The organism is Methylobacterium hispanicum (assembly GCF_022179285.1).
Lineage (GTDB): Bacteria > Pseudomonadota > Alphaproteobacteria > Rhizobiales > Beijerinckiaceae > Methylobacterium > Methylobacterium hispanicum.
In genome coordinates, this window is sequence record NZ_BPQO01000020.1 from 75,367 (window position 1) to 101,830 (window position 26,464).

The following is a 26,464-nucleotide window of genomic DNA, read 5'->3' on the forward strand; positions in this document are numbered from 1 at the left end:
CGATGCGCACCACGATCGAGATCCCGTACGCCGTCGCCGTGCAGGGCGTGCTGCCGCGCGAGAGACGGGTCCAATCGTTCCTTCTGGGCGAATGCGCGACCATCGCGGCGGAGGTGCGCACGATCGCGGATCTCCGCCCTGCCGCCACCGTCGGCGCGAGCCCGCGCAACGGGTACCCCGAGACCGTCTACGCGATGGACGGGCGCCTCTGGCGGCCGGTCGAGATGGACCGTGGCTGCGACGGCCGCCCTGGGCGCCGGGTGCGCGCCGAGACCGCGCGCGCCGACGTCCTGGCGACCGACGGCTACGACTTCATCGACTGGCGCCGGGAGGTGCCGACCGCATGCCTGCCGGAGGTCTGCTTCGACCGCATGGGCGAGTACGACCGCGACTACACGGCGGTCCGGGAGCGCCTGCTCAGGAGCGTCGAGCACAGGCATTCCGACGACGCCGAGCGCCGCCTCGCCGCCCTGTCGGAGACGCTCCTGGTGGTCGACGGCGAGCTCTGGACCGAGTGTCCGCTGCCGCCCTGCCTCGTCGTCGACGATCCGGCCCAGGGCCCCTACGCGGTCGTCGCCAGCGACCTCCACGACCTGACCGTCATGGACCCCGACCGCGCCTTCCGCCAGATCTTCAGGCTGGACCGCCTGGAGGAGGCGCGCGCGTGGTGCGAGGCGGTCTCGCCAGGCGCCGATCCCGGCTTCATGCCCGCCGTCGCCGTGCACGATCCCGGGGCGGTCGGGTTCGACGATCTCGTCGCCACCGCCCGCATGGTGGCTGCCCCCACGATCGACGCCGTGGGGCGCGACCTCGCGTGGTTCGGCGCGGGCGGCCTCGAGGATTTCGCGGTCGCGCGCGCCGCGGCCCGCCGGCTCCTCGACGGAGGCGGCCGCGACGACGCCCACGTCCTGTTCGAGGCTTTCGGCCGGATGGCGGACGATCCAGGCGACCCCTGCGGCCTCTTCGAGCGCCCGGGCAGCCACGTCCTGCACCACCTCGCCCGGTTCGGCGTGCGCGCGGCTGCCTTCGAGCAGGACCTCTCTCCCGACCTCGCCCCCGGAGCGCCCGCGCCATGAGCACGAAAGCCGTCGTCGAGGTCCCGTTCGGAACCGCCGCCGTCGTCAAGCTCAAGGGCTCGCGGCAGGAGAGCGACGCGCTCCTGGTGCGGAAGGTCGCCCTCGAAGTCGAAGCCGTGGATGCCGCCCGTCTCAGGACCGCCGCGACGGTAGTCGGCTGGACGATGCCGGGTACCGTGATCACCGAGACCGTCTGGACGATGGACGGTCGGCTGTTCAGGCCCCTCGGCCTCGACTACCGCACCGGCGTGGTCCGCGAGGTCGAGCCGGACGGCGTGTTCGGCCGGTGGACCGCCCTCGGCGGCGGGGACCTCTTCCTGATGGACGACCTGCCGGACGCGGCCATGAGCCGGCGCCACCTCCTGCCGACGGGCCGCTGGCAGCGCCCGGAGATCATCCCCTTCGACGAGCGCGGCCTCCGGCTGATCTCCGAACCCGACGAGGCGGAGGCGACGACGCGTCTCGCCCGCCTCCAGCGCAAGCTGATCGTGGTCGACGGCGCCGTCTGGACCGAATGCCCCGCCCCGCGCTTCATCGCCGACAGTCGCTACTACGGCGTCGGCTTGGTCACCTCCTCGGGCGTGCGCAGGTTCTTCTACGACGGCCACGAGATGCGGACGCGGGCGTTCCAATTCCCGATAACCCGCCCTGCCGATGCGATCGCCTGCGCGATCCTGGCCGGAGCGGACGAGCCGGAGGGACGGGAGCCGGCGCTCCCCTGGTGCGAGGTCCACGACCCGGACGCCGTCCATTTCGACGCGCTCGCGGCCTCGGCCTTCCACATGGGGCCGGAGCTTCTGTGCGACCTCAAGGGCTACGTGGCGGGCTTCTCCGACGAAGGCGTCGAGAACTTCCTGCAGATCCGGGCGGCGGTGCGGCGCATGCACGAGAACGCGGAGGATCCCCTCCCGGCCGTCTATGCGCAAAGGGAGGACGCCGAGCTCCTGCACGAGGCCTGCGGCCGGCTTGCCGACGACACCGGAAGCCGGCCCTACGCGGGCATCCCGCTGGCGGAGCGGATGCCTGCCTGGATCCCGCTCAACCTCCGGCAGTTCGCGGCGCGCCACAGGGAGCTTGAAGCCGAAGCCGCCCCCGAACTCGGCCTCGGCCACGGCGGGCCGACGGCATGAGCCGGGAGCGCCTCACGATCCCGCTGGTCTACGTCGGCGACGTGGTCCCGCGCGGAGCCCGCAACCCGCGGGAGGCATGCTTCAGGATCGAGACCGCCGTCGAGATCCGAACCGTTTCCGCATCGGATCTCGCCGTCGCGATCGACGTCCTGGGACAGCAGTCCGAACCGGGCTTGAGGCAGCGCTACATCGGCTTCGAGGGTTCACTCTGGCTGCCGGTCGAGGCCAGTGTCGGCGTGCCCTTGGAGCAGGCCCAGGCGATCGACTCGATCACCTCGGGCGCGTGCAACCTCGGCAACAAGCCGAACCCGTTCCTCCGAATCGGCCGGGCCCTGCGGGCCGAGAGCTTTCCGGACGCCCGCCCGATCGAGGAGATGCCGATCCGCCAGGTCCGAGAGACCGATCTCGACGACCGGTTGGCGCGCGCGTCGCGCGTCGCGGCGGACCTGCTCCTCGTAGAGGGCAACCGCGTCCTCCGTCGCTCCCCGGGACCGTTCTGGCGCTGCGGCCCCAACGCGAGACCGTTCCTCGTCCACCCGGGGTTCGATCTGCCCGGCAGATCCCCCGACCTCGTCGCCGGCGGCGCCGCCTATTTCGGCATCTCCCGCTTCGAGGAGATGCGCGAGTTCGCGGCCGAGGAGTGGGGGACCAGTCCGGCGCCCGACTCGTGCGAGATCCTGATGCACGAGTGCGTTCCGGACCAGGACGCCCTCGTGGCGGCCCGCGCCGTCGCGAACTTCAACGCCATCCAGTGGATGCACATGGTCGCCGGTAGCCAGCCCGGGGCCGCCGCCGACATTCCGTCGACCTTCAGGGCCGCCGGAGCGCTGTACGGACGGAATTCTGACGAGCTCTCCCGCGGCATCGGGACCTACCCCGCGTGTCCGGGCATGCAGACCCCGCCCCCCGGGGAGATCATCGCGGCGGCCGAAGGCATGCGCGACTTCTTCGCCGCCCCCATCGAGACCGACAAGGCGGCCGTGCGGGCCGTCCACGAGGCGAACCGGAAGTTGTTCGAGCAGTCGGCGGCCCCTCATCTCCGACGGTTCGACCTGTACGAGCGCGGGCGGCTGCTGGTCGACGACATCGCTCCAGATCTCGATTCCCTCTTCCCGGAGACCAAGCCATGAAGCGCGAGCGCGTGCGCATCCGCGTGCCCTTCCGGGCGGACGTGATCCCCCGAGGGGGCCGCGTCCCGCGCGAGGTCGTCTACGCGGACGAACTCGTGGCCGATATCCGCGTCGTTCCCGCGCGCGATCTGCCCGTCGCCGTCAGGCTGCGCGAGGGCGGCGACCGCCATCGGATCCAGCGGCTCGACTACTTCGGCTTCGACGACGATCTCTGGCTCCCTCTCCTACCCCACGAGCGGGACGGTCTCCGCCTGACCCCCGAGCGCGTCGGTGCGGCGATTGCCGCAGGCGAGGAGTACGTCGGCAGGTACCCCAATCCCTTCCTCGAGCTATCGGGCCGACCGATGAAGCCTGCCGAGGCCGCCGCCGCGGGCCGGATCGAGGAGGCCGCGCTCCGCAGCGTCAAGAGCGACGACCGGGCACGCAGCCTCGGTCGCGCCGCCCGCTTGGCGGACGATCTCGTCTTCACCGACGACGGGCGGGTGCTCCGCAGGTCCCCAGGGGTCTTCCACTTCTTCAGGAACGACGGGCCCGCCCTGCTCCCGTGCCTCCACGATCTTCCGGATATCGCCGTGTTCGGCTCCTGCCGGTTCGCCGAGGCGGCCGAGTACGCGCACCGGCATCTCGGGTACGCGGAACTGCCCCGGGAGGCGCCGGGTCTCGAGGTGATCCACCCCGAGTTCGTCCGCGACCACGACCCGCTCATCCTCGCCAGGGCGATGGTGCCGCAGAACACCGCGCTGATCGCCAGGGTGACGAGACCTGAATGCGACCCGGCGGGCGATCTCGCGGGCATCGTCGCCGAGGCCGCGGTCGGGCGGATCCACGGCGTCGATCCGGAAGAGCTGCCGCAACGTTTCTACGCGGAAAGCGCCCGCGTCCAGGGAACCGCGACGCCATCCGTCGCGGAGATCGTCGAGGCGGTGGCGGCCATCCGCTCCTTCTTCACGGACCACGTCCCGCAGCGCGCCGGGACGTCGATCGTCAGCACCGTCGAGCGAATGCGCGAGACGGTGCGCTGGGACGAGTGCGAGCTGCCGAGGCTGGGCTACGGGCTCTCCGTACCGGACTTCTCGGGCCTCGACGACATCGCGGTTCCTTCGAGGGTACGACCGTGAACGCGCACCGACTGAGCATCGACGTCCCCTACGTCGCCAGCGTGGTCCCGAAAGGGGCCCGCAATCCCCGAGACGTGGTCTTCCGCGAGCGTGTCGTCCTCGATCTGCGCGTCGTCCCCGCACGCGATCTGCCCGAGGCCGCCCATGCGAGGGACCTGCCCGGAAGCGGGCGTCGCGAGGCGACGTGGTTCGGCAACGACCGCGATCTGTGGCAGCCCCTCCGGGACGAGCGCGACGCCCGGGACCTCGCCGCGGACCAAGCCTTGGCCGCCCTCGCCTCGGGCGCGTCGCGGATGGGGTGGCACCGTAATCCGTTCCTTCAGACGGGTCGGACGCCGATCCGCGCCGATCGGTTCCCGAAGGCGGAGCCCTACGATCCGAAGGCGGTCCGGCAGTTCCTGCACGACGAGCGCGCGCGGACGCTCGCCAACGTGGCGCGTCTCGCCGCCGACTTCCTGCTCTGCGAGGACGGTCGGATCCTCCGCCGTTCGACGGGCCCGTGGTGGCGGGTCACCTCGAACGACGGCATCGTCCTGAAGAACGGCGGGTTCGAGCTCCCCGGCAGCTCCGTCCACCAAGCCTTCGGCGGACTGCGCCTGGAGGATGCGCGACGCTACCGCGGGATCCGGCATCCCGACTGTCCGGGCCGGACCTCGGGGTCGCTGGAGATCCTCGATCCCGCCAGCTTCCCGGACCTGGACGCGCGGGAGACCGCCCTCCTGATCGCCGACCCCGTCTACGCGGGCTGGTTCCGGGATTCCGGCCGCGAGCTCGGCGGGGAGGCCGACGTGGCGGCCCGGCTGCTCGTCGGGCGGATGGCGGAGTTGCGGGGCTGCGACGAGCCGGCTTTCCTGATGGACCGCGCCGGCATGCCCTGGCCGCAAGGCGTCGAACCGCCTTCGGTCCTGGAACTCGCCGCGGTCGTTGCGGACATGCGCGCCTACTTCGACACCTTCATGGGCGACTTCCGGAAGGGCCATCCGCTGGTCGAGCATCGGACCTGCCGGCAGCGCTTCGAGCAGGCGATGGCCGGCTGTCTCGCGAGGTGGGACCTCATGGAGGTTCCGAGGTTGCCCGACACCGATGTCGCCCCCGAACTTCCCGCATTCGCAGGACCGCGCCCGTGACCGAAGACATTCGTCGGATCCGCCTCAGAGTGCCGTTCTCGGCTTCCGTCTTCGTGCGGGGCGCCAAGCGCGCCCGCGACGTCGTCTGTCTGGTCGAGACGGCCGCGGACCTGCCCGTGCTCCGCCCGGAGGATCTGCCGACGGCGGTGATTGCTACGGCGGTCGACGGGGAGGGGTTCGTCGAGACGCGCTACGCGGGCTTCCGCGGGGATCTCTGGCTCCCGATGTCCACCGGCGGAGCCCCCGTGGGGGCAGAGCAGGCACTGGCCGGCCTCGCATCCGGCCATCCGACCCTCGCGGCCGGCTTGGTCAACCCGTTCCACGGCGCCGGCCTGCGTCCCTACGGCTCGGCCCAGGCCGCCTGCGCGGTGCCGCTGGAAGAGCTGGTGGTCCGCCGCGTCGAGACGGACGACCGCGATGCCGTGCTGGCGCGTGCCGCGCGCCTCGCGGACGACCTCCTGCTGTGCACCGACGGCACCATCTGGCGGCGGAGCGTCGGGCCTTTCCTGCACGCGAGGCCCGACGGCCCCGTCGCCGTGGTCGCGGGCGGACACGATCTGCCTGCCGGGTCGGGGGCGCATTTCGGCGCGCGCCGTCTCGCGGAGGCCCTGGATTTCGCCGCGGCGGAGCACGGCGTCGCCGCGGACGGCATCGCGGGGGCGGTCGAGATCCTGGACGCCGACCACATCCCCGACCACGACGCCCTGGTTGCCGCGCGCGCCGCGGCCGACGTCGAGGCCGGCGGCTGGATCAGGCTCGCCATGCTGCTCGCACCCCGCGGGCAGGTGGAGGCCGGGCATGCCGCGCTGGTGGCTGCCGCCGCCATCCATGGATTGCCGGTCCACGCCTTCGGTCAACGCCAAGGCGGCTTCCGCTTGCCGCAGGGGACGCCCGATCCAGGGCCCGAGGCGCTCGTCGCGGCAGTGGACGCGGTCAGGGGCTTCTTCGCCGACGTCTCGACATCCTCCGGGAGCGAAGGCCGCAGAGGCTCGAACCTGATGTGGCGGGAGCACTTCGAGACGCGGAAGGGCACGGCCTGCCGGCGCTTCGACGTGTACGAGCGGGACAGGCTGCCGTCCGTCGAGGCCGCGCCCGACCTCGGCTTCGATCTCCCCGACGGTCCGCGCCCATGAGGACGGAGCGGGTTTCGATCGCGGTCCCCTATCGTGCGAACGTGGTTCCGCGCGGCGCCAGGTCACCCCGGGAGGTCGTCTACCGCACGACGCTCCCCGTCGATCTACCCGTGGTCGCGCCGGGGGATCTGCCGGTCGCCGTCAGCTGCAGGAACATCCCGGCGAGGTACCTCACGGACCGCCCGATCCGCGAATATGTCGGCTGGGGCGGCAGCCTGTGGCTGCCGATGCACGACCACGACGATCCGGACCTGCTGCTGCGGGCCGGGACGGCGCTCCGGCGTCTCGCGGTCGGCGCGGAGGATCTCGAGGACGGAGAGACCAACCCATTCGCGCACGTCGGCCCGCGGCCCGTGTCCAAGGACGCCTTCCTCCGGGCCCGTCCGATCGAGGACGTGCTGCTGAAGGAACATCTCGCCGACGATCGCCAGACCTGTCTCGCCCACGCGGCGCGGCTGGCCTCCGACCTCCTCCTCTGCGGGGACGGCCGGGTGCTCCGCCGCAGCTGCGGCCCGTTCTTCGCGAGCTTCGACGACAAGACGATCGATCTCGTGGCCGCCCGCTTCGCTCCTCCGAGCGGGGCTCATCACCCCTTCGGCCCTGCACGCTTGGCAGAGGCCGTCGAGTGCTTCTCCATGCTGGCGCCCGACCGGACGGCGAAGGTCCGGGGGGAGGTGGCGATCCACGATCCCGCCTGCGTCCCGGATTTCGACGCCCTCGCCACGGCCCGCGGGGTCAGCGCCCGCTACTGGGCCCGCATCTTCGACGTCGTCTCCGACGGCGCCGATACCGACCGTCGCGTCGCGGCCGAGGCGGCGATCGCCGCCGCCGCCAAGCTCCGCGGCTTCGACCGGCACTACTTCGTCGACCGCGAGCGAAGCCCGGCGCCCGAAGGCATCGAGACGCCAAGTCCTCGGGAGCTCCTCGACGCCGTCGAGTCGGTGCGCGGGTTCGCCGAGGACCACATGTTCGCGGCCGACAGCCCGGCCTCGCCGGCGACGCTCGCCTCGCTCCGCGACCTCTGGGAGCGGACGATCCAGCCGATGCTCGCGAGATGGGACGTCTTCGAGAGGGACCGCCTGCCGATCGCGGACACCGCACCCGAACTCGGCCTGCCGACCATCGGAGCCGCACCGTGACCGACGGCGTCCGCCTCGACGTTCCGGCCTTCTACCGCGCCGGCGTCGTGCCGCGCGGGGCGCGGCTGCCAAGGACGCATGTGTTCCGGCTCACCGTGCCGGTCCACGTCGAAGTCGTGCGCTCCGGGGATCTCGAGGTCGCCGCCAGGGCGTCCTCTCCGAAGCTCGAAGGCACCTACGAGTATCTGGCCCGCGGCTCCCGCCTCTACGCCGTCTGTCGGGCTGGCTGGAGCCCGTCCTCCCCGCCGCTGCCGGCCGGCGTCGCCCTCGCCAACATCGCCGCCGGCCTCGACCTGCACCCGGAAACGCGCGGCGCGAACCCGTTCGCGCATCTCGGTCCTTGTTTGATCACACGCCCCCAGCGTGAGACGGCCGGGTCGATCGACGACATGGTTCTCAGGTCCGTTGCCTGGGACGAGCGGGAGGCCGTGGTCGCCGAGGTGCATCGGCTGGCCGCCGACCTCATGATCGACGACCGGGGCCGGTTCCTACGGGCCTCGCCGGGCCCGCATTGGGCCTCCTTCAACACATGGTCGATCGAGCCCACCCCCTGCCTCCACCTTCACCCTGTGGGGCAGTCCGCGATATTCCACTCCGCCCGAAAGGACGCGGCCTACGACCACCTCCGCCGTCATCGGTCGCGCGGCACGCACGCCGTGCATGGCGAAATCGAGGTGCTCGATCGAGGGGCGTTGCCGGATCGGGACGCCGTCCACAACGTCTACGGCCTCTTATCCCGCGATATGTTCGATCTCGTGAACGGCGCCTGCCTCTCTCCCGAGCCTGATCTCCGGCGGGTCGCCGCGCCCGTGGTCCGGGCCTACGAGCGGTTGTGGGGCTGGCCATGGTCGACGATCGCCGATCCTGGCTTCCGCTGGCCGGTTCCCCAGGGCAACCTGACGCAGACCGCAGTCGATCTAGTCGCAGCGGTCGAAGACCTGCGCCTCCTGGTCGGCGAGGCGTGCGGCCGCCTGGAGGCGGACGAACTCGACGCCTGGGCGAAGAAGGTGGAGCCGTTCTACGGCGCGGCGCTCGTCCGATGGGACGAGTACGAGCTCCCTCGTCTGGCTGCGGATGCGCCGCCCCCCGATCTCGAAGCACCGCTCGGATATGCGCCATGACCGGACCCAGCCTCCGCACCACCGTGGCCGTGCCGTACGAAGCGAATGCGGTCCCGAAGGGCGCCCGGAATTCTCGTTCCTTCGTCTTCCGAGCCAGCGTGCCGATCGAGATCGAAATCGTCCGCAATCCAGCGACGGCCGTCCTGTGCCGCGACGAACGTGCGCGGGAAACCGTGTATCTGGGTCACGACGCATCCTTATGGCTGCCTGTCGCGGCAAGCCCGAACTTCGGGGGGCATGCGATCGCCGCCGAGGATGCGTTGCGGCGCCTGACCCGCGGCCTCGGCTTCTGCGACGGTGGTCACTACGACAATCCGTTCCTTCACGTCGCGGATGGCCGCCTCAAGCCCGGAGACTTCGCCGCGATCGGACCGATCGAGGACGCGGCCCTCCGGTCGGTCGAATCCACGGGCCTCGCGGCGGCGGGCGCGGCCGCGCGGAGGCTCGCGCGCGATTTCCTGCTGACCGAGGACGGACGGTTGCTGCGCCGCTCGGTCGGTCCGTTCTGGGGGCAGTACACGCAGGACGACCTCAGCATCATTCCGTTCGACTTCAAGATGCCGTCGGGCCCCGACATGTTCGCCTGCACCCGGGTGGCGGAGGCCATGGAGTTCCGCGCCCGGGAACATCCTCGCAGGAGCATGAATCGACGGGGCATGGTGGACATCCTCGAGCCCGGCTGCGTCCCGGATCACGATGCCCATGTCGCGGCGAGGTCGGTCCTGAGGACCGAGTGCGCCGCTTGGATGGCCGACGTGGCCCCCCTCGCCTCCGCGTCCGTGGCCCTGCTGGCCGAACAGGCGCAGCGGGGATACGAGCGCGTCCACGGTCGGCGGATCGCCGATCTGTCGCACAAGGATCGGCGCACCCTCCCCGCCCCGGCATCGGCCGTGCCGCCGACGCCGGAACAGATCGTCGAGGCCGTCGACGCGATGCGCCTCTTCGTGACCGAGATGCCGGGATCGCACGAAGACGAGGAGATCCTGGGCGTGTGCGACAACTGGAGATCCGTCTACGAGGACTTGGCTGGTCGCGCGATCCGTCGCTTCGACGCGTTCGAGCGCCATCGTCTGCCGGATCCGGAAGGAGTTCCCCAGATCGATAGTGCTCCTTCGGCTTCGGCCTGAGCCCCGATGGCCGACTTCCACCGCCAAGTCATGCGCGTCCCCTATCGCGCTCGCGCCGTCCGCCGGGACTGGCGGCGCGTTTCCAACAATGGGAGTGCGATCGCGCCGCTTCGACGACACGGAGAGGCCGCGCATCGGCGCGTTCGAGCCCCTCGTCTTCGGACTTGTTCCTTCGACGGTGCTTTGATCTTGCGACGGGTTCCGACATCGTCGGGCGAAACGGCCCATTCCAGAGCAGGACCGAAGGCATGAGCGACACGCTTCGCATGATGGTGACGACCCACATGAACGCGACGGTCCGCAAGGCCGGCGCACGCAAGGCCATCGACATCGCGCTCCGCATCGACGTGCCCGCCGACGTCCTCGTCGCGTCCGAGGCCGAAGCTCCGACGGTTCTCAGGACGAAGCACGTCGAGAAGGGCTCGGCGGTCGTGCGCGAGTACCGCGGCTTCGACTGCCGCCTGTTCGAGCCGGTCCGCCTCGCGGACGAGGCGCCCGTGACTGCCGCGCAGTTCGGCGACCTTCTGGCGATCCGGGGCGAGCCCGACGCGTGGCGCAGTCCCTTCGCCACCGTCGAGGAGAAGTTCGCTTCTCCCGACGCCAAGAAGCCGGTCGCCACCCGCAACCTGCCCCACGAGCGCGACGCCGGGTTCCGCGAGGTCGTCAAGGACGACCGGGCCGAGCGCATGGCCGACGTCGCCAGGGCGGCCGCCGGCTTCCTCGTCGTCGACGGCGTCGTGCACCGCGAGTGCACGGCGCCGCGCTGGGTCGTCCGCGAGACCGACAAGCGCAAGCTGTCGATGGTGGCGGAGACCAACCCCGACTGGCCGTCGTTGGATTCGTTCGCGATCGGCAGGGCGGCCGAGGCCTACGCCTACCTCGCCCTCAAGACGAAGCATCTGCGCACCTCGTCCGAGATCAAGCTCGGTCCCAAGGACCTCGACGAAGCCGGCCTGCCGGTCGGCGACGCCCTCGCCCGGTCCGGATGCTCGGTGGTGGGCGAGGTCCAGCCTTCCTGCGCCGACGCGGTGGCTGTCGCCGCCGCCTACGGCCGCGCCCTGGCCGTCGAGACCGCGCCCTTCCTCGGCGCCCTTCCGCGCCCCGCGGTCGATCCCTGGATCGAGGCCCGGGACGTCGCCCGGGCGCTCGGCCCGTTCGACGAGATCGAGGCCGGCGTCGTCTTCGCGGCCGCGGAGGAGTTCAACGAGATCATGCGCGAGACGGAGCTCAACGCCGCCGACCAGAAGAAGCGGCAGGAGTTCCTGCGCAAGGTGGTCGAGCCCGTCCGCCTGCGGCTCTCGTTCGAGGACGTCCCTCAGCCCGCGGCCGTGCCGGATCTCGGCGACCTCGGCGGCCTCAATCCGTGATGCCCGCCTTGGATCTGCCGACTGTCCGGGTTCTGCTGCGCGGCCCGATCGACACGCTCTGCGGATCGAGCGGTCGCGCCGTCAGGCGCGAGGCGGTGTTCGACGCGGCCGTTCCGCACGACGTCGAGGGGGTGCTGCGGCCGTTCGCACGTTTCCGCCGCCACGACGAGGATACGCCGGGCGGTATCGTGTCGTTCGGCGGCAGGCTCCTGGCCGACCGTCCGGCCGCCTGGGAGCGCGCCAGCCGGCTGGACGGGCCGCACTCCGACGATCTCGGCAGGGTGTCCCCGTACGTCTTCGGGCCTATGGAATATCTGCGCGAGCCGCTCGGAGGCCACCGCCATCGCATCACGGGCGGGTTGAACTTCGACCGCTCCTCCCGGAAGCACTTCGCAGTGGATGGGTGCGCGATCCCCGCGTCCACCGGCGAAGCCGTGCCGGACGACCATCTATGGGCGCAGATCGCCGCCATGCGCGAAGAGGCCGCCGAAGCGATCCTGCTGACTCCGCAGGGTTTCTTCGTTCCCCGCCCGATGCCGCGCTGGGAGATTTGCCGGGGTTACATCGACAAGGACTTGGCGGAGTTGAGGCTCGCTGACCGCTCGCCGTGCTGCGAGGAGCGGTCGTTCCGGCTGGACCGGTTCGAAGCGGCGTCGCAGACCCTGCGGGACATCCCGTCTCCCCGGAAAGGCGTCTCGGGCGACCTGTTGAGCTGGGACGCCGAGTTGGCGCCGCCCCTGGAGGAGGACGTCGTCCGCTTGGCCAGGCTACGCGCACCCGCTCTGACCGACGCGCCGAGCGTGTCTCCCGACCTGCTCGAACCACGGCTCGTCGCCGACTGGCACGACCTGAGGAACGCACCCGGCATCCTGTCCGCGGAGGGCCGTCTCGGCGCGGATCGCATTCTGCAGTCCGCGGTGCGCATGATCGACCACCTGATGGGCTTCGACGGAGGCCACGCGTGGCGGCCTCTCCGCGACCGCATCGTCCTGGAACGGGCCGCCCTCCCCGTCCCCGCTTCCGCCACGGGGGTTCGACCGTGACCCCGCCGCAGGCGACGACGGCTGGCTCCCACGCCCGCATCGTCGTGCAGACCCAAGTGGCGCTCGCCGACGAGGCGGGGAACCGGGTCCGCGCCCTGCTGTTCGTCGACGCCGAGGTGCCGGCCGATCCCGAGGCTAGGCTGCCCGTGATCGGCAGCTTCCCGCTCTACCGCGAGGAGCTGCGCTCCGATTATCTGAGCGCGGGAGGCGCGGTCTACAGGCTGCGGCGCGCCGACAACGCGCGGCATACGTCCGCAATGGTGCCGCCCGAGCCGCGCCCCCGCCCGGAGGACGTTGTCGCGCGGTTCGAGTACCGCAGGTATGGAGAGGACGACTCCTTCTGGCCCGACGGCTTGAAGAACGACCCCGACCTCGCCGTCGCGGTCTACGGCGACGGTCCGCCGCGGATCCAGGGGGCCGGAGCCCGCTCGTTCGACCTCACCACGATCTCCGAGACCGTGGCGGCCATCCGGGCGGAGGCCCGCGCCCGCCTGATCCGCAGGCCCGAAGGCCTCTACTACCAAGCTCCCGTACCCGTCATCCGGATCGTCCACGACTTCGTGAGCGAAGCCCCCTTCGCCTACGACGTCGTCGAGATGGACGCCACGGACGAGATGACGTTCTCCATCGACCGGGGCCGGGAGGCATCCGCATTCGCCCGGATGATCGCGGGCGGGCGTCCCCAACCCCCATTCGACGGCGCGATGACGACGAACCCCGGCCTGCTGCCGCTGCGGGACGACGTCGTCGGACTTGCGTCGGCACTCGGTCCCCAGCTGGCGCGATTCAGCTTCTTCGACCCGCCGTCCATGGACCGGGAGACGCTGCTCGCATGGCACGACGCGGCCAACGCCGAGCGGATCGCCACTACCCTGGGCAGGTCGGGGGCGGAGCGCGTGCTGACCGGCCTGAGGCGCCTGATCGGGTACCTGCATGAGATCGACGCCATCGTCGAGTGCGCCCCGCACTTCCGGAAGCGCCTCGCCCGCATCGCGGCACGGATCGACCTCGAAGCCCCCCTGATCCCGTCCGCGAACCCCGCGGAGCCGCGCCCGTGACGGGTCCCACGCCATTCGACATCCACTCGGATACCGACCTCTCCGGCCGAGCTCTCGTTCCGCCCGGTGGAGGGCTCGTCCACCCATCCGCCTTCGCCTGTGCCGGGCGCCAACTCCGGCAGGCTACCCGATGACGACGGTCGGCGGTGCGTCCGCCTCCGGTGAGCTCGCGCTCGTCCGCGCCGACGTCGTCTTGCCGTGGCGGCCCGGCGCCTGCCTCAAGAAGGTCGACCTCGTGATCGGGGTCGTGGTCCCACGCCGCGTCCCGGGCGACGCTCCGGTGATCGGGCGATATCGCGTCGGCGACACCGTCCTCGTTCACCGGGCCTTCGGCGGAGCGAGAGTGGGTCCCCCTCCCGATCGATGGCACCCGACCGGTCGGTGCACCGGCCCGTTCGAGCATGCCCGATTGTTCGATCTGAAGGACTTCTCGGATTTGCGCTTCGCCCGGCGGGACGATTATCGGGATACGGAGCCGTACATCCTCGAACCGTTCTGGATCATGACCGAGGATGTGCCGGTCGGGCCCAGGACCGACGAGTTCGACCTGTCCGACCTCGGGCGGATCGCGGGCGTCGTGCGAGCCGAAGCCCAGGCGCGGTTGCTCTATCTCGCCGAGGCCGGGTGGTTCTCTCCCCGCCCGGCGCCCCGCTGGGTCCTTCAGTGGAATCGCGAGGGGTGGAGGGTGAGGCTGACGCCTGAAGCCGTATCGCCGGAGCGGAGCTACCGAATCGATCGTCTCGCCGATGCCATTCGGTTCGGCACCATCCTCGGCGATGGTCGTCCTGCCGTCGCGGATGGGGAGGTGCTCGATCACGATCCCGCCTGGGCGCCGGTCGAGCACGATCTGATCGCGTTGGCGCGCGAGGTCGCGCCCCAGGCGGCCCGGGAGCGGTGCTTCGATCCGGCCTGGATGCCGTCGGACTTGGTCAAAGCTTGGCATATGGCCGTCAATGGAGCGAAGCACGTCGACGACACGGGCCTTGAAGGAGCCGTTTCCGTCTTGCGCTCCTTCATGCTCATCTCGGACCACGTCGCGCTTGCTCGTCCCGGCGCACTGAAGGCGATGTTCGGGGCTGGGCTCCTCGGCACGAGGCTCGAATCCGACGGGATCGAAGCGCGGGAGAGCGTGGCTGGATGTCCGAGGCCTTGAGCACGACGATCCCCGAACGGTCCGCCGTCTGCATCGGCCTCCACGTGGATCTGGCCACGCGCGGAGGGCGTCGCGGATGGCGTCTGCCCTTGATCGTCGAGGCGCTCGCCTTCCACGATCCCAACGGCGAGGTCCCCCGGCTGGCGGTTTGCAGGCTCGCCCGTGGCACGGATGGGATCGAGGAGGATCCGGTCGAGTATCTGGATTTCAACGGCACCGTCCTGCGCACCCTCAACGATCCCCATGGGCACAGGTCGCGGGCGGCCTCCAAGTTGCCGGAGGCTCTGCGGGATCTCCCCTACTTCTTGCGAAACGACGTCGTCCTCGAACCGGCTCCCAGGCACCATGCCATCGACGGCGAAGTCCCGCGGCCGCATCCGGGGACGATCCTCGCTCCCCTCGCCGGGGAGTTGTCGATTCCCGACCTGGATACGATCGACATCGGCCCCCTGGAGGCGGCCGTCGCCGAGGCGCGGCAGCTGGCGGCCCGCTGCCTCCTCCGCGGTCCGCAGGGATGGTACGTCGCCTCCGACCTGCCGCAGTGGCAGGTCTACGAGTACGGCTGGAGGACCAGGAAGGTCGTTCTTTCCCATCGGGCAATGGCCAGCGCGGGCGACATCTTCGCGATCGACCGGCTGCACGACGCCCTGGGTCATGCGCGCCTCCTTCACGGTGCGGATTTCGAGGTGCTCGGCGAAGTTCGATACTTCGATCCGGCGCGGCGCCCGGAAGCGCTATCGGATCCGTGCGCCTTGGTGATCCGACTGGCGGCCTTCCTCGCTACGTTGCTTCGGCCGCAACTCGTCGCGATGGACCGCAGGGCGGTCGAGCAATGGCACGAGGTCGCCAATGCCCGGCATACGATCGCTCATGAAGGTCGGGACGGAGCCCGGAGGCTCCTCGCGACGTGCCGGGATCTGTTCGGTGAGTTCCTCTGGTCGAAGAGCCGGCGTCACGAGAGCGCTTGGCGTTCCGAGCAGCTGAGGCTGGGGGCCGAACTCGAGGCCCTGCACGCACTCCTACCCGGACCCGGTGCGCCATGACCGTCGACGTTTCCGATCTGCCGACCATCCCCGTCGGCATCCCTGTCTGGCTGGACTGCTTCGAACGGGCGACCGGAACCCCCGTCCGCCAGCGCTTCGTCGTAGACGCCCGCATCGCGGTGGACGCCGGCGGCGAACTGCCGGCAGTTCTCGCGGCAACCGTCCGGTGGGGGGGACGGGTCGGCGACTGGTCCTTCCTCGGCGCGGGCGAAAGGACGTTCGCGCCCTTCCGGACCTGCTACTCGAGCCTCGGAACGGGGGGCAATCCGGCCTTCGAGGACTTGGCGACCGAAGCCCGCATCGCCTCCGAACTCCTCGAGCGCTCGAACTGGAACAACGAGTCCGTGGCTGCGCGTCAGATCTTCGCGTGGACCGGCCCGCATCGGTCGACCGGCACGGAGGCGCGGACGGATCGCCAGTCCGCCACCCCCGCCCGGCTCGCGGACAGCCGCTGGAGCCTCGACGAACAGTGCGAGGCCAGGATCGAGGCCGTGCGGAGGTACGCCTTCGGGAACGCTCTGGTGGCCGCCGACGGACTACGCATCTCTCGGCGCCTCCCGGTCTGGCTCGTCGACCCCAGGCACCAGGGTGTCGAAGTGCGTCTGACGCTCCTCAACGATTGGTCCGAATCGTTTGTGCCCTGGGCCTTCTCTCTCGACCGCCTGCAGGAGGCCCTCCGTTTCCAGGAGATTCTGGCGGGCGTCACCAAGCGGCCTGCGCTGCCGGTGGAAGGCGAGATCAGGAACTACGATGCCGCCTGGGACCGGCAGGACGACCTCGTCGAGTTCGCGAGCATGCTCGCGGCGCGGCGCGTTCCCGAGCTCGGCGGGAATCTTGCGGACATGCCGGCGAGAGCGGTCCATCTGTGGCGCCACCTGCTCGGTTCCGAGAGCGCCCTGCGTGACGAAGGCAGGCCGGCGGCTCTGCGCTGCCTCGCGGACTTCGTCGCCCTGCGGGACGTCCTGCTGGCGGAGGATTGCGTCGGGAACCCCGACATAGCTGCGTGGTGCGACGCCACCCGGCGTCCCGCGTTGCGGATCTCGGCGGTCGAACTCGCCGGGCCGGTCGCCGCCGCCGCACCCGGGGAGCGGCCATGAAAACTCTTTCCTTCGCGCGGTTGCCGACCGTCAGGCACCGGATCCACGTCGAGTTCGACGTCCTCGACCCCAGGACGGGGGCCGGGACGCGCTCGCGGATGCCTGTCGAGATCGACGTTCCCGAGGACCGGCACGGAGCGACGTCGTCGGACGGGATCTACGCGGACGCGGGCCGCTGGCGGAACAGGCTCGTGGTCTATACCCGGATCGGCAACGTGAGCTTCGCCCCGCTGTACGATGCGACGCTCGGGAACTGCCCCGACAGCCTCCTGACCGATCCCGACCCAGGCCGCCAGCTCGCCCGGTTGAAGTTCGACGGCCGCTACGCCCTCCCGCGCCGCTTCGACGACGTGTTCTCGTCGGAAGGCCGGCTCCACGCCGCGACCGGCCGCAAGATCGAGAACCGCTGGTCGATACCGACGGAGACCTTCGAAGAGGTGGAGCGCTCCGGCCGCGAGGTCGTCGACCGCGACCGACGGGTGGCGGAGATCCGGCATGCGGCTTCGCAGTGCTTCCTGATCCGGCCGGAGGCGGGTCTGTGCATGGCCGCGCATCAGCCCGTCTGGGGCGTCTTCGAGCGGGGCGGCCAGCCCTACGTCCAGCTTCACATCCTGGCGCCGGGTCGGCGCCGGCACGACGTGTTCGGGCTCCGGCGGCTCGACGATGCGACGGCGTTCGCAGGAGGTCTCGGACGCCCTGAACCGGTCGTCTCCGGCCGGGTCGTCGAGATGCCGAGCGAGCCGGAGACCCGGGACGACCCGTCCGCAGTCCTCGCGGGCGAACATGCCTGGATCGCCCGCGTCCTGCGGGACGTCGTCGGCCTGCTGCCGGCCGAGGCCGTGGCCTTCTGGCACGACTGCGCGCACGGAGCCGAGGCGGTCCGCGGGTACGGCACGGCCGCGGACATGCTGGCCCTCGTGGACAGGATCGGCTTCGCCCTGCAGGATCACCCGACCCAGGCGGCGAACTGGGGCGCCGGAGTCCGCGGCCTGCGCCTGAGGCTCGCCTTCGAAGCCGGGCTCGCGGCGGCTCCCGCCGATGGAGGACCTCGACCGTGAGGCCGGAACGGACTCCCCGCGCGGCGGACCTCGGAACGGCCGAGGACGTGGTCGTGGCCACGTTCGACGGTATCGCCAGGGACGGCAGCGACGTGCGGATCCGGACCGCGGTCTCCGTCCGGATCCCGATCGATCCGGGTGCCGAGTTGCCGTCGGTGGCCCGCTATGCCGCGGTCGGCCGCCGGTTGCCGGACTTCGAGGACGACTACCTCGGCTTCGACGGCGGCTGCTACTTCCCGGCATGGTATGCCTGCCAGCGAAGCCTCGGCGGCGAGTACCATACCGGCAACGCGGGCGCGGCGCTGTACCTCGCTTCGGCCGCAGGAATCCTTCCATCGGAGGACGCCCTGCAGCAGAAGCCCCACCACAGGATCACGGGTCGCCAGATCCGGGGACAGGACGTCCTGCAGCCTGCCGAGAGGATCGAGGAGTGCTCCTGGCTCGTTGACCTCCCGTCCCTCCGCCCTTCGATCGAGGAGGTGCGCGCGGCCGCCGCCCGGCTGATCCTGAGGCAGGGGGAAGGCGCCCGCGGGCGGACGTTCGTCCGCACGCCCCTGCCGGTGTGGACGCAGCCGCGATACGAAACGGAGAGCAGACCGGTTCTCCGCCTCCCGACCACCGACGACCTGCACGGGACGGTCACCGCCTTCGGGCACGACCGTCTCGAAGAGGCGCTCGCCTTCGCCCGGCTTCCCTCGGTCCGCGGACGGCGGGACCTCGCTCCGCCGTCGGGCCGGATCGAGGTCGAACCGGGCTGGGCGGCGGAGGACGATCTGGTCTGGATCGCGCGGGTCGTCGGCGCGCACTGGATCCGGGATCTCGATCCCGTCGTCCCCCGACTCTCCGCGGCGGGCGTCGCGGCATGGCATCTGGGAGCGAACGCGAACGGGGTCGTCGCGGCCGAGGGCCGGAAGGGAGCGGAGGCGGTGCTGTCCGGACTGCTTCGGCTGCGGGACGAGGTCGAGGGCGATCCCGCCCTCGCGGCCTTCCGGTTCGTCGCGAACAAATCCCGGGAACTGGCCGACAGACTGGTGCACATCGAAGGAATGGTCACTCCGTCGGCGCTTCCGCCGCGCCCGCATCCGCGGTAGATGGAGGCGATCGTCCGGCGCCCTGGAACTGTAGCCCCATCCGCGACAGGAGCCGACAGTTCGTTGACAGCTTCGGACTTCGGGGGCAGGCTGCCCCCGCCGTTCCTTCGGAGTGTGGAATGCCGGCCGCCATCACCACCAACGAGATGTTCGACGCCTGCTTCAGGATCGCGACGGGCGGAGATCGCGACGACCGGTGGGCCCACATCTCGTCCCTTCAGAAGGCCGTGGCCTCGGTCGGGGTGAACGCGCCCCGCAAGCTGCAGATCGCGGCGAAGGAACGATCGAAATCGCGGCGGCAGGGCGGCCCCGTCGTCATCTCCCTCGCCAACGGCGACCGCATCGAGGCGAGCGATTCCTTCGAAGGGCTCAACATGGAACTGGCGCGGGGCGACGCGGTCGTGAAGCTGCGCATCGTGTTCTACCACCACCGCTTCGTCGCGACGATCCGGGAGATCCGCGGCGACGTCGAGACGCTGATGGACGTCGTCCTGCACTTCGGCGGGGCGCGCAAGGAGATCCTCCGCGCGCTCGGCGAGACGCCCGCCAAGCGCGCGAAGCCGCGGCTCACGGTCGTGCCACTCGGCTCCGTGGCGGCCTGAACCGTGCGGGACCGCCTGCTCTGCGCGACGCTCCTGGCTCTGTGCATGCATCCGGGAAACGCCGGCGCGGCGTCCGACGGGTTCGGCTCGATCCCCGACCTGCGGGCCAAGGGAATGAAGGTCCTCAGCGACGCGGAGGTGCTGCGCGAGTTCCCCGGCTCGACCTTCGAGGTAGCCGTCGAGGATCGCGGCGTCGTGCTCGTCGAGCACTTCGCACTCAACGGGCAGCGTCGGATCGCGCCCGTGCCCGGCAGCCCCGTGCGCGCCCGGATGGAAGGGTGGAGGGTCGAGGGCGGTCGCCTCTGCGCACCCGCGACCGGGTCGCCCGTGGAATGCGGCGCGCCGATCGGCCGGATGGGCGAGACCTTCTATCGCCTGAGCGCGGACCGCGTCCTGCAGGTGATGCGGCGCATGCCCGTCGAGCGGCCGCTCGGCAGGACGGACCAGGGCCGCCGGTGACGCGGGGGCCCCGTCCGTCGCGGGCGGAGGGGCGAAGCCGGACGGGCGGGCCCCGGCCTGGGCGGATCCCGGAACCGGTCCTACGGACCGTCACCGCGACCCGTCAGCTGCAGAAACCGAGCGTCAGGCCGGCTCCGCCGAAGGTCGTGGTCACGTAGCAGCTCGTCGTCTTCATGTTGGCGAGGAGCACGCCGGCGATCATGTGCACGAGGGCGTTCCCCCCCGAGGCGTTGGTGCCGCGGCGGTCGGTGATGGCCTTGAGCACGAACACGCCTCGGAAGAACGCGATCGCACCGAACAGCGCGAGGATCGTGAAGAGGTAGCCCACCATATCCTGATGCTGCTGCAGCCATGCGGTCCCGTTGCCCGTCACCGCTCCGTTGAAGCGGTAGCTGAGCAGGCTCCGGTCGAGACCGCCCCGGGAGGTCAGCACGCCGGCTTGGCCCATCAGCGTCTGGCTGACGGCACCGACCAGGAAGGGCGAGTTGCACATCAGGAAGCCGACGGCCGCCTTGGCGAGGGCGGAGCGTCCATCGCCGCCCGCGCGGCCGCCGACGTCCTCGTGGGCGAACTCGAAGACCGCCTTCGCGATCATCAGGGCACCTGACAGGAAGACGACCGCATAGGTGACGATCAGGCCGATCGGGACCACGTTCTGGGCGACGTTCTTGGAGAAGCACACCGCGGGTGCGGGCGAAGCGTAGCAGTTGTCGGGCGGCTGGAAGGTCCCGATCTGCAGGAGCGAGCGCATGTTGCCGTCGCGCACGCTGAAGTTCGGGTTGCCGCCCATGTCCATCTGGGCGGCGATCTGGCGGAACTCGGAGGACGAGCCGAAGATGTTGAAGGCGTCGCCGAACATGGTCGTGACGCCGATGCCGACGAACTCGGGCAAGGCGATCAGGACCGTGCCCGAGACGAGATGGGCCATGCCGCGGCCGGCGCCGTTCTCCTTCGTCGCGCGGGTCGAGCCCCAGGCCGCCGAGTCCTTCAGGAGGTCGAGCCCCTTGAACAGCATGACGAAGCCGACGAGGTAGCTGACGCCGGCGACCACCAGGAACAAGGGGCCGTAGAGATCCTCCAGGACGCCCGCGAGCCGGTTGCCGATGTCGTTGCCGGAACGGGGCGCGACGGCGAGGGCCGGCGCGGTGGCGACGAAGAACGCGTAGACCGCGAGGAACCTGAACCAGTGCCGCATCGGGATGCTCCGGACGTGAAGAGGGCCGGGCGACGGGTGCCGCCCGGCCCTGCGGCCTCGATGTCGACGTGTCTCGGATCAGAAGGGCGTGGTCTTCTGCGAGATCGACGGCGTGCCGAAGCCGAAGGTGTTGGTCAGAGCGCCGGTGAAGGTCGGGATCGCCACGAGGCAGGCGCCCGCCCCGAGGCGCCAGAGGCCGTCCGTGTACTTGACCTGGCCGTTGCCGCCCTGGTCGGACGCCTGCTTGAGCTTGTAGAGGCCCGCGGCCACCATGCCGGCGCCGCCGAGGCCGCAGCCGACCATGAGGACCTTGCCGACGCTGCCCAGATCCTCGCGCACCTTGTCGGCGATGCTGCCCACCGTCCCGGAGCTCTGGGCCTGGGCCGAGCCGGAAACGGCGTCGAGCGCCATGACGGTGGCCGCGGCCATCAATCCGTAGAACGCGTTGCCGATCGTGTTCGAAATCCGCTTCATTGCTTCAACCCTCTCTGACTCGAAGGGAGGGCCCGTCGGAGCCCGCTGCGCCCGTCGATCGCGCCGCCACCGGATGAAGGAACGGCGGCGGCCACTCCTTGAGCGATCGCTCGAAACATGCTCACAATCGACGGCAACGTCAACGGCAGGTTGACCGTACCTTCGGACCTTGAAGCAATGGCACGCACGGAGGACATCGTCCGGACGATCTGGGAGAAGGAGTCGTACGCGATCAGCCGCTACTTCTGGACGATGCGGGCCACCTGGGCCATGATCGCGGCGGCGTCCCTCGCCCTGATCTGCACGATCTCGCTGCTCCAGAGGCCGCCCGTCTTCCGGTACGTCCTGACCCTCGCCGACGGCACGATCCGGGACATCGTCCCTCTCGTCGAGGCCAAGCACGACGACGAAGCCATCAAGCGCTGGGCGACGAACGTCGTCCTCAAGGCCTACGGCTGGGATTTCCTGAACTACAAGGCTCAGTTCACGAAGCTCCAGGAGGACATGACGGTCTACGGCTGGGAGGAGTACAAGAAGTCGATCGAAGAGGCCGGCAACTTCAAGGCCGTGATCGGAAACCACTACGTTCTCACCGGGGTGCCGAACGGTCCCGTGCAGATCGAAAGGAAAGGCCTGTACGGCGAGATCGGCCGCTACGCCTGGAAGGTCAAGGTTCCGATCATCGTGAGCTACGCGTCCTCCGTCCAGCGGACGAACCAGAGCCTGATGGTGACGGCCGTGATCGTCCGTCAGCCGGAATGGATCAACGACGCCGGGCTCGGCGTGCGCTCCCTCATCGTGGAACGCTACTGAGCCGACCGCGAGCCCATCCCGAGATCATGGGGAAGACCTTGGATCCGCTCCTTCCGCCGTCGGACTTCGCGCTGCTGCACGGAGCCGAGATCGAGGCCTTCATCCTCGCGTCGCCCACGCCCGTCAGCGAAGCCCAGGTCGCCGCCCGCCTCCAGGAAGGGAGTTCGGCGGCCGGCCTGCTGAGCGAGCTCGCGGAGCGCACGAAGGACAGGGCGGTCCGCTTGGTCCGCGATCCCGAGGGGTGGCGGTACGCCGTCGATCCGGGCTTTCTTCCGGACGCGCTCAAGGCGCCGGCGCGCAAGGCGCGCGAGCTCTCGGAGGCCGCTCTGGCGACGCTCGCGTTCATCGCGCTCTACGAGCCGGTCACTCTGGGCGAGATCGAGCGCGGCAGGGGGGTGAAGGTTTCCCGTGCCCTTCTGGACAAGCTGATGGAGGCCGGCATGATCCGGCCCGGCATCCGCCGGGCGGGAACGGGGCGTGCCGCGACCTACTCGACGACCGATTCCTTCCTGACGCATTTCCGCCTCGACGCGCTGTCGGACATGCCGACCCCCGAAGAGCTTCTGAGCCGCGATCTCCCGGTGGACGCGAAGGAATGAAAGGATCGGTCGAATGCTACCGACTTCGTTAGGCCGGTCCGAATGCGTGAAGGCTTAGGCTGCGACGAGGTCGAGGAGCGGTTCGAATGGACGCGATCACATCAACAGGCGGTCCCGCCTGCTACAGGCTGATCGTCCGTCTCCCGGACCGGAACCTGCTGCCCGGCTTTCGCCCGGACGAGTGGACGATCCTCAACGACTTCGGCGAGGAGGTCGAGGCTCTGGCCGGTACGCGCAGCGTCGGCAGGTTGCTCGGCCGCCTCGGCGCGGAGGGCGTCGTCGTCCGTGAGGCCGGCGCCGCTCCTTCCGGTGGAGGCGTACTCTGGACCATTCTGCGCCGCTTCGACGTATCCGGGGTCGATCCCGAACCGGCCGAGGCGGTCGCCGCCGAGGCCGAAGCGCTGCTGTCTTGGAACGGCGCCCTCGCGGCGTCCCTCGGCTCGCCCCGTGCGAAGCGGAAGCCCGCTCGCCCGACGCTCGCTCCGGCTCTCGGCCTGATCGCATCGGTCGTCGGCATCGGTCTCGCAGCGGCTGCGGCCTCGACCTGGACGGCCGGCATTCCCGACGGGAGCGCGGAGGACGCCGAGTTCATGAGGCGGGGCGGGTTCCACGCTACGGTGCCCGACCGCGCGAGGCAGGGATGGTACGTGCGGCTGAAGGTGCATCCGAACGGTTCATCCGAGGTGACGAAGCGCCTTTCCGAAGCCGAACTCCTCAAGGACGTCGATCTCGAAGCCGAAGTCCGCCGCCGTCTCGGCATCGGCCCGGCGTCCGCTCCGAAGGGCTCCGCCCCCGGGGTCGCTCCCGACATGATCGGCCGGATCGACGGGGTGGCCGCGGCGTTCCGCAGAAGAAGCTGAATCGCGAGGGCAGGGCCGGTGGTCTCGAAAACGGTCGCGCGGCTCGTCGCCGTGGGTCTGACCCTGGTTCCGCACGCATCGCCGGCGGTCGACTTCGGGGGCGTCAACGACACCTTGGCGGCGTGGCGGCCGCCGGACCGGCACGAAGGTCAGGCGGCCGCGCTCGCAGCCGCCGGCGCCCGTCACGTCAGGATCATGGCGGTGAGGCCTCTGGACGCCATGGCGAACGCGGCCGCCGCCGCGTCGAAACGGGGCCTGGGGGTCCTTCTCGTCGTCCCGATGGGGCAGTCCGACTTCTTCCCGCCGCGCGTCGCGCCGCGTGCCGCGGAGGGCGTCCATTACGAGCTGCGGCCGACTTCGGAGATGGACCCGTCGCTCTACGCAGACTTCTGGCGGGATGCCGTCGCCGCTCTGGACGCCGCCGGCGTGACGCCGATGGCGGTCGAGGTGGGCAACGAGATGAACCTCAGCGTCTTCGAGGCCGCCCTGCCGATCGTCCAGGGCGGGGCCATCGTCGAAACCGCGGAGTTCGCCGGCCACCCGTTCGCGGAGCCCTATGGTCGGGCGCTCGACCGCTACGTGGACGTGCTGCGCGAGACGAAGCGCGTCATGGCCGGGCGCGCGGTGCCGGTCCTGCTGAGCAGCCTCGTGCGCCCGGAGCCCGCTTGGGCCGCCGCAAACGGCGTTTCGGCGATCGCGCCCGAATGCGCGATGCGTCTGCTCATGGAGCGGGGGGCCGGACGCGTGGCGGACGGACTTGCCGTCCACCTCTACCCGCAGGTGGGCGCGCGCGACGAGGATCCCGACGTCTCCGTGCGCGAGGCGGTCTCGAAGGCCTTCGACCCTCTCGTTCGCGAGGCCGGGCCTGGGCGGGCGTGGTGGATCACGGAATGGGGCTTCGCCCGCGCCGTGGGTAGGGACAGCGGCAAGGAACTTCCCAGACGCGCGCGGATGCTCGCCTTCGCCCGCGCGATCGAGGCGCGGCCCGAAGCGCCCCGCATGGGGCCCGCCTTCCTGTACGACTTCTCCGAGGACGAACTCTTCCGCATACATGGCCGGGACGACCCGTCAGACCCCGACGCCCTGTTGACGCTTGCGCCGCGCTGATCCTTCATCGCGCCCGGGGCGCTCGCGCCGCGAAGGAACGGGTACGACATGCTCGCCGTCATTGGCACCGCTGGACGCGGCACGGATGCCGACCGGCTCTCGGTCGGCCTCTACGACGCCATGTACGCCCGCGCGGTCGAGACGATGCGGGACTGGGGCATCCGGGCGCTCGTCTCCGGCGGAGCGGCCTGGGCGGACCACCTCGCGGTACGGGCCTTTCTGGAGGGCGAGGCGGCCTCGCTGAGGCTGTTCCTGCCCGCCCGGTTCGAGCATGGCCGCTTCGGCGGGTCGGCTCCGAACGACGTCGCCAGGACGGCGAACCGCTACCACGACGCGTTCTCGCGGGCAGTCGGCGTCGACACCCTGGCGCAGCTCGCCGAGGCGATCGACCGCGGCGCCGCCGCGAGCGTCCATCCGGGATTCAAGACGCGCAACATCGAGGTCGCCTACGTCGCGACGCACATGATCGCCTACACGTTCGGTGCCGGCCGCGAACCCGCCTCGGTGAAGGAGTCCGACGACGGCTTCGCATCGGCCTTCGAGGCCGGCCTCAAGGATGGCGGGACGGCGCACTGCTGGAGCCGTGCCACGCGGGCCGATGCGAAGATGCACGTCGATCTGTTCTGGCTGTCGCGGCAGCCTGCCGCCACCCTCTCGGGCCATCCCGCGCCCCGCTGAAGTCGGAGAGACGAATGTCCGCGATCAAAGTCGCCGAAGGCGTGGAGGGTACGCCCGAGATGCTCCGCGTCGTCGAAGGACGGTATTTCCTGCCCGGCGAACGCGTCCGGGCTCTGGCCGGCGCGCGCCGGGGGGATGGCGGGACAGTCAAGGCAGCGCGACTAGGTCCTTCGCAAGAGGGCGATCTGGTGATCGCGGCCACGTGGCTCGTGCGGGGCTCCGGCGGCGAACCGCAGGTCGCCTACGCCTTCGAGGGTTGTCCAGGGCTTCACGCTGCGAACGAGTTCGGAGATCCCAGGTCGAACGAGCACTGCTTCGGGCTCTTGATCCAGCGTGCCGGCGGGACTTGGCTGATCCCGTTGGACGACCGCGCGGAAAACGTCGTCGAAGCCTCGGGGCCTCCCGTGCGCATCGTCGAGCGTCTCGTCAGATCCGCGCGGTACTCGCTCGGTCTCGGTCCGGAAGCACGGGAGACCCACGTCTTCTTCGCCGGGCTGGAGCCCGCCCCCCAGCACGGCGAATTCCACGTCCTCGCCAACGCGGACGGAACCGCCAATCTGGCCTACGCGACGTGGTGGACCGACGCCTCGCCCGACCAAGTGGACATCGCACAGGACGCCATCGCGTCGGCCGGTTTCGCGTCGAAGCCCGCACCACGGAACTGAA

Annotated in this window: 27 protein-coding genes; 25 read left to right on the forward strand and 2 right to left on the reverse strand. The window is 70.5% G+C overall.

Features of this window, described 5'->3' with window-relative positions; all coding sequences use genetic code 11:
- Positions 1 to 2 precede the first annotated feature (2 nt).
- From MFF56_RS21010 to MFF56_RS21100, 19 genes are all read left to right on the forward strand, one after another.
- Positions 3 to 1,076 carry a DUF8359 domain-containing protein gene (locus MFF56_RS21010; protein WP_238230849.1) on the forward strand — a complete coding sequence of 358 codons (1,074 nt, stop codon included), beginning with the start codon at positions 3 to 5 and terminating at the stop codon, positions 1,074 to 1,076.
- Positions 1,073 to 2,206, forward strand: coding sequence for a DUF8359 domain-containing protein (locus tag MFF56_RS21015; RefSeq protein WP_238230851.1), 1,134 nt, complete (start codon positions 1,073 to 1,075; stop codon positions 2,204 to 2,206). Before MFF56_RS21010 ends, MFF56_RS21015 begins: the two co-directional genes overlap by 4 nt.
- Positions 2,203 to 3,336 (forward strand): DUF8359 domain-containing protein, encoded by a 1,134-nt coding sequence (locus MFF56_RS21020; protein ID WP_238230852.1) that lies wholly within the window; start codon positions 2,203 to 2,205, stop codon positions 3,334 to 3,336. The genes MFF56_RS21015 and MFF56_RS21020 overlap by 4 nt, the downstream gene beginning before the upstream one ends.
- Positions 3,333 to 4,454 carry a DUF8359 domain-containing protein gene (locus tag MFF56_RS21025; protein WP_238230853.1) on the forward strand — a complete coding sequence of 374 codons (1,122 nt, stop codon included), beginning with the start codon at positions 3,333 to 3,335 and terminating at the stop codon, positions 4,452 to 4,454. Before MFF56_RS21020 ends, MFF56_RS21025 begins: the two co-directional genes overlap by 4 nt.
- The gene (locus MFF56_RS21030) at positions 4,451 to 5,581 is read left to right on the forward strand and encodes a DUF8359 domain-containing protein (RefSeq protein WP_238230855.1); all 1,131 of its coding nucleotides are present in this window, start codon (positions 4,451 to 4,453) and stop codon (positions 5,579 to 5,581) included. The genes MFF56_RS21025 and MFF56_RS21030 overlap by 4 nt, the downstream gene beginning before the upstream one ends.
- The gene (locus MFF56_RS21035) at positions 5,578 to 6,714 is read left to right on the forward strand and encodes a DUF8359 domain-containing protein (RefSeq protein WP_238230857.1); all 1,137 of its coding nucleotides are present in this window, start codon (positions 5,578 to 5,580) and stop codon (positions 6,712 to 6,714) included. The genes MFF56_RS21030 and MFF56_RS21035 overlap by 4 nt, the downstream gene beginning before the upstream one ends.
- Positions 6,711 to 7,853 (forward strand): DUF8359 domain-containing protein, encoded by a 1,143-nt coding sequence (locus tag MFF56_RS21040; protein ID WP_238230858.1) that lies wholly within the window; start codon positions 6,711 to 6,713, stop codon positions 7,851 to 7,853. Before MFF56_RS21035 ends, MFF56_RS21040 begins: the two co-directional genes overlap by 4 nt.
- Complete coding sequence (locus tag MFF56_RS21045) at positions 7,769 to 8,974, forward strand: DUF8359 domain-containing protein (RefSeq protein WP_505744318.1); 1,206 nt, start codon at positions 7,769 to 7,771, stop codon at positions 8,972 to 8,974. The genes MFF56_RS21040 and MFF56_RS21045 overlap by 85 nt, the downstream gene beginning before the upstream one ends.
- Positions 8,971 to 10,101 (forward strand): DUF8359 domain-containing protein, encoded by a 1,131-nt coding sequence (locus MFF56_RS21050; RefSeq protein ID WP_238230862.1) that lies wholly within the window; start codon positions 8,971 to 8,973, stop codon positions 10,099 to 10,101. Before MFF56_RS21045 ends, MFF56_RS21050 begins: the two co-directional genes overlap by 4 nt.
- A 248-nt stretch (positions 10,102 to 10,349) precedes the next feature.
- Complete coding sequence (locus tag MFF56_RS21055) at positions 10,350 to 11,468, forward strand: DUF8359 domain-containing protein (RefSeq protein WP_238230865.1); 1,119 nt, start codon at positions 10,350 to 10,352, stop codon at positions 11,466 to 11,468.
- On the forward strand, positions 11,468 to 12,511 hold the full coding sequence (locus tag MFF56_RS21060; RefSeq protein ID WP_238230867.1) for a hypothetical protein: 1,044 nt from the start codon (positions 11,468 to 11,470) through the stop codon (positions 12,509 to 12,511). The genes MFF56_RS21055 and MFF56_RS21060 overlap by 1 nt, the downstream gene beginning before the upstream one ends.
- Positions 12,508 to 13,569 (forward strand): hypothetical protein, encoded by a 1,062-nt coding sequence (locus MFF56_RS21065; protein ID WP_238230868.1) that lies wholly within the window; start codon positions 12,508 to 12,510, stop codon positions 13,567 to 13,569. The genes MFF56_RS21060 and MFF56_RS21065 overlap by 4 nt, the downstream gene beginning before the upstream one ends.
- A gap of 130 nt (positions 13,570 to 13,699) precedes the next feature.
- Positions 13,700 to 14,722, forward strand: coding sequence for a hypothetical protein (locus MFF56_RS21070; RefSeq protein ID WP_238230871.1), 1,023 nt, complete (start codon positions 13,700 to 13,702; stop codon positions 14,720 to 14,722).
- Between the two features lie 89 nt (positions 14,723 to 14,811).
- A complete protein-coding gene (locus tag MFF56_RS21075; protein WP_238230873.1) occupies positions 14,812 to 15,765 on the forward strand; it encodes a hypothetical protein in 954 nt (317 codons plus the stop codon).
- Positions 15,762 to 16,862: a hypothetical protein gene (locus MFF56_RS21080; protein WP_238230874.1), complete on the forward strand. Its 1,101-nt coding sequence runs from the start codon at positions 15,762 to 15,764 to the stop codon at positions 16,860 to 16,862. Before MFF56_RS21075 ends, MFF56_RS21080 begins: the two co-directional genes overlap by 4 nt.
- Positions 16,859 to 17,920 carry a hypothetical protein gene (locus MFF56_RS21085; RefSeq protein WP_238230876.1) on the forward strand — a complete coding sequence of 354 codons (1,062 nt, stop codon included), beginning with the start codon at positions 16,859 to 16,861 and terminating at the stop codon, positions 17,918 to 17,920. The genes MFF56_RS21080 and MFF56_RS21085 overlap by 4 nt, the downstream gene beginning before the upstream one ends.
- Before the next feature lie 53 nt (positions 17,921 to 17,973).
- Entirely contained in the window at positions 17,974 to 19,011 is a 1,038-nt protein-coding gene (locus tag MFF56_RS21090; protein ID WP_238230878.1) for a hypothetical protein, read from the forward strand.
- A 119-nt stretch (positions 19,012 to 19,130) separates the two neighbouring features.
- Positions 19,131 to 19,613, forward strand: a complete 483-nt coding sequence (locus MFF56_RS21095) for a hypothetical protein (RefSeq protein WP_238230880.1) — start codon at positions 19,131 to 19,133, stop codon at positions 19,611 to 19,613.
- Positions 19,614 to 19,616: 3 nt separating this feature from the next.
- Positions 19,617 to 20,072, forward strand: a complete 456-nt coding sequence (locus MFF56_RS21100) for a hypothetical protein (RefSeq protein WP_238230882.1) — start codon at positions 19,617 to 19,619, stop codon at positions 20,070 to 20,072.
- Positions 20,073 to 20,175: 103 nt separating this feature from the next.
- On the opposite strand, the gene MFF56_RS21105 is transcribed toward MFF56_RS21100, so the two are convergent.
- Positions 20,176 to 21,267 carry a hypothetical protein gene (locus tag MFF56_RS21105; protein WP_238230884.1) on the reverse strand — a complete coding sequence of 364 codons (1,092 nt, stop codon included), beginning with the start codon at positions 21,265 to 21,267 and terminating at the stop codon, positions 20,176 to 20,178.
- Between the two features lie 78 nt (positions 21,268 to 21,345).
- Positions 21,346 to 21,741 (reverse strand): DUF6750 family protein, encoded by a 396-nt coding sequence (locus MFF56_RS21110; RefSeq protein WP_238230885.1) that lies wholly within the window; start codon positions 21,739 to 21,741, stop codon positions 21,346 to 21,348.
- A 177-nt stretch (positions 21,742 to 21,918) separates the two neighbouring features.
- Between MFF56_RS21110 and MFF56_RS21115 the strand changes: the two genes are divergently transcribed.
- The 6 genes from MFF56_RS21115 to MFF56_RS21140 all read left to right on the forward strand — a co-directional run bounded on the left by MFF56_RS21115 (position 21,919) and on the right by MFF56_RS21140 (position 26,463).
- Positions 21,919 to 22,554: a DotI/IcmL family type IV secretion protein gene (locus MFF56_RS21115; protein ID WP_238230887.1), complete on the forward strand. Its 636-nt coding sequence runs from the start codon at positions 21,919 to 21,921 to the stop codon at positions 22,552 to 22,554.
- Positions 22,555 to 22,580: 26 nt separating this feature from the next.
- Positions 22,581 to 23,153, forward strand: a complete 573-nt coding sequence (scpB, locus tag MFF56_RS21120) for an SMC-Scp complex subunit ScpB (RefSeq protein WP_238230889.1) — start codon at positions 22,581 to 22,583, stop codon at positions 23,151 to 23,153.
- Between the two features lie 86 nt (positions 23,154 to 23,239).
- The gene (locus MFF56_RS21125) at positions 23,240 to 24,013 is read left to right on the forward strand and encodes a hypothetical protein (protein ID WP_238230891.1); all 774 of its coding nucleotides are present in this window, start codon (positions 23,240 to 23,242) and stop codon (positions 24,011 to 24,013) included.
- A gap of 18 nt (positions 24,014 to 24,031) precedes the next feature.
- Complete coding sequence (locus tag MFF56_RS21130; RefSeq protein WP_238230893.1) at positions 24,032 to 25,120, forward strand: hypothetical protein; 1,089 nt, start codon at positions 24,032 to 24,034, stop codon at positions 25,118 to 25,120.
- A 48-nt stretch (positions 25,121 to 25,168) separates the two neighbouring features.
- Positions 25,169 to 25,798 (forward strand): hypothetical protein, encoded by a 630-nt coding sequence (locus MFF56_RS21135; protein ID WP_238230895.1) that lies wholly within the window; start codon positions 25,169 to 25,171, stop codon positions 25,796 to 25,798.
- Between the two features lie 14 nt (positions 25,799 to 25,812).
- Entirely contained in the window at positions 25,813 to 26,463 is a 651-nt protein-coding gene (locus MFF56_RS21140) for a hypothetical protein (protein WP_238230897.1), read from the forward strand.
- Position 26,464 lies beyond the last annotated feature (1 nt).

Coding starts and splice junctions, on each gene's coding strand:
- MFF56_RS21070 (WP_238230871.1), top strand. CDS start 13,700: ATGACGACGGTCGGCGGTGCGTCCGCCTCCGGTGAGCTCGCGCTCGTC.
- MFF56_RS21115 (WP_238230887.1), top strand. CDS start 21,919: ATGGCACGCACGGAGGACATCGTCCGGACGATCTGGGAGAAGGAGTCG.
- MFF56_RS21110 (WP_238230885.1), bottom strand. CDS start 21,741: ATGAAGCGGATTTCGAACACGATCGGCAACGCGTTCTACGGATTGATG.
- MFF56_RS21055 (WP_238230865.1), top strand. CDS start 10,350: ATGAGCGACACGCTTCGCATGATGGTGACGACCCACATGAACGCGACG.
- MFF56_RS21060 (WP_238230867.1), top strand. CDS start 11,468: ATGCCCGCCTTGGATCTGCCGACTGTCCGGGTTCTGCTGCGCGGCCCG.
- MFF56_RS21080 (WP_238230874.1), top strand. CDS start 15,762: ATGACCGTCGACGTTTCCGATCTGCCGACCATCCCCGTCGGCATCCCT.
- MFF56_RS21050 (WP_238230862.1), top strand. CDS start 8,971: ATGACCGGACCCAGCCTCCGCACCACCGTGGCCGTGCCGTACGAAGCG.
- MFF56_RS21010 (WP_238230849.1), top strand. CDS start 3: ATGCGCACCACGATCGAGATCCCGTACGCCGTCGCCGTGCAGGGCGTG.
- MFF56_RS21045 (WP_505744318.1), top strand. CDS start 7,769: ATGGGACGTCTTCGAGAGGGACCGCCTGCCGATCGCGGACACCGCACC.
- MFF56_RS21015 (WP_238230851.1), top strand. CDS start 1,073: ATGAGCACGAAAGCCGTCGTCGAGGTCCCGTTCGGAACCGCCGCCGTC.
- MFF56_RS21025 (WP_238230853.1), top strand. CDS start 3,333: ATGAAGCGCGAGCGCGTGCGCATCCGCGTGCCCTTCCGGGCGGACGTG.
- MFF56_RS21085 (WP_238230876.1), top strand. CDS start 16,859: ATGAAAACTCTTTCCTTCGCGCGGTTGCCGACCGTCAGGCACCGGATC.
- MFF56_RS21125 (WP_238230891.1), top strand. CDS start 23,240: ATGGACGCGATCACATCAACAGGCGGTCCCGCCTGCTACAGGCTGATC.
- MFF56_RS21105 (WP_238230884.1), bottom strand. CDS start 21,267: ATGCGGCACTGGTTCAGGTTCCTCGCGGTCTACGCGTTCTTCGTCGCC.
- MFF56_RS21040 (WP_238230858.1), top strand. CDS start 6,711: ATGAGGACGGAGCGGGTTTCGATCGCGGTCCCCTATCGTGCGAACGTG.
- MFF56_RS21095 (WP_238230880.1), top strand. CDS start 19,131: ATGCCGGCCGCCATCACCACCAACGAGATGTTCGACGCCTGCTTCAGG.
- scpB (WP_238230889.1), top strand. CDS start 22,581: ATGGGGAAGACCTTGGATCCGCTCCTTCCGCCGTCGGACTTCGCGCTG.
- MFF56_RS21140 (WP_238230897.1), top strand. CDS start 25,813: ATGTCCGCGATCAAAGTCGCCGAAGGCGTGGAGGGTACGCCCGAGATG.
- MFF56_RS21020 (WP_238230852.1), top strand. CDS start 2,203: ATGAGCCGGGAGCGCCTCACGATCCCGCTGGTCTACGTCGGCGACGTG.
- MFF56_RS21135 (WP_238230895.1), top strand. CDS start 25,169: ATGCTCGCCGTCATTGGCACCGCTGGACGCGGCACGGATGCCGACCGG.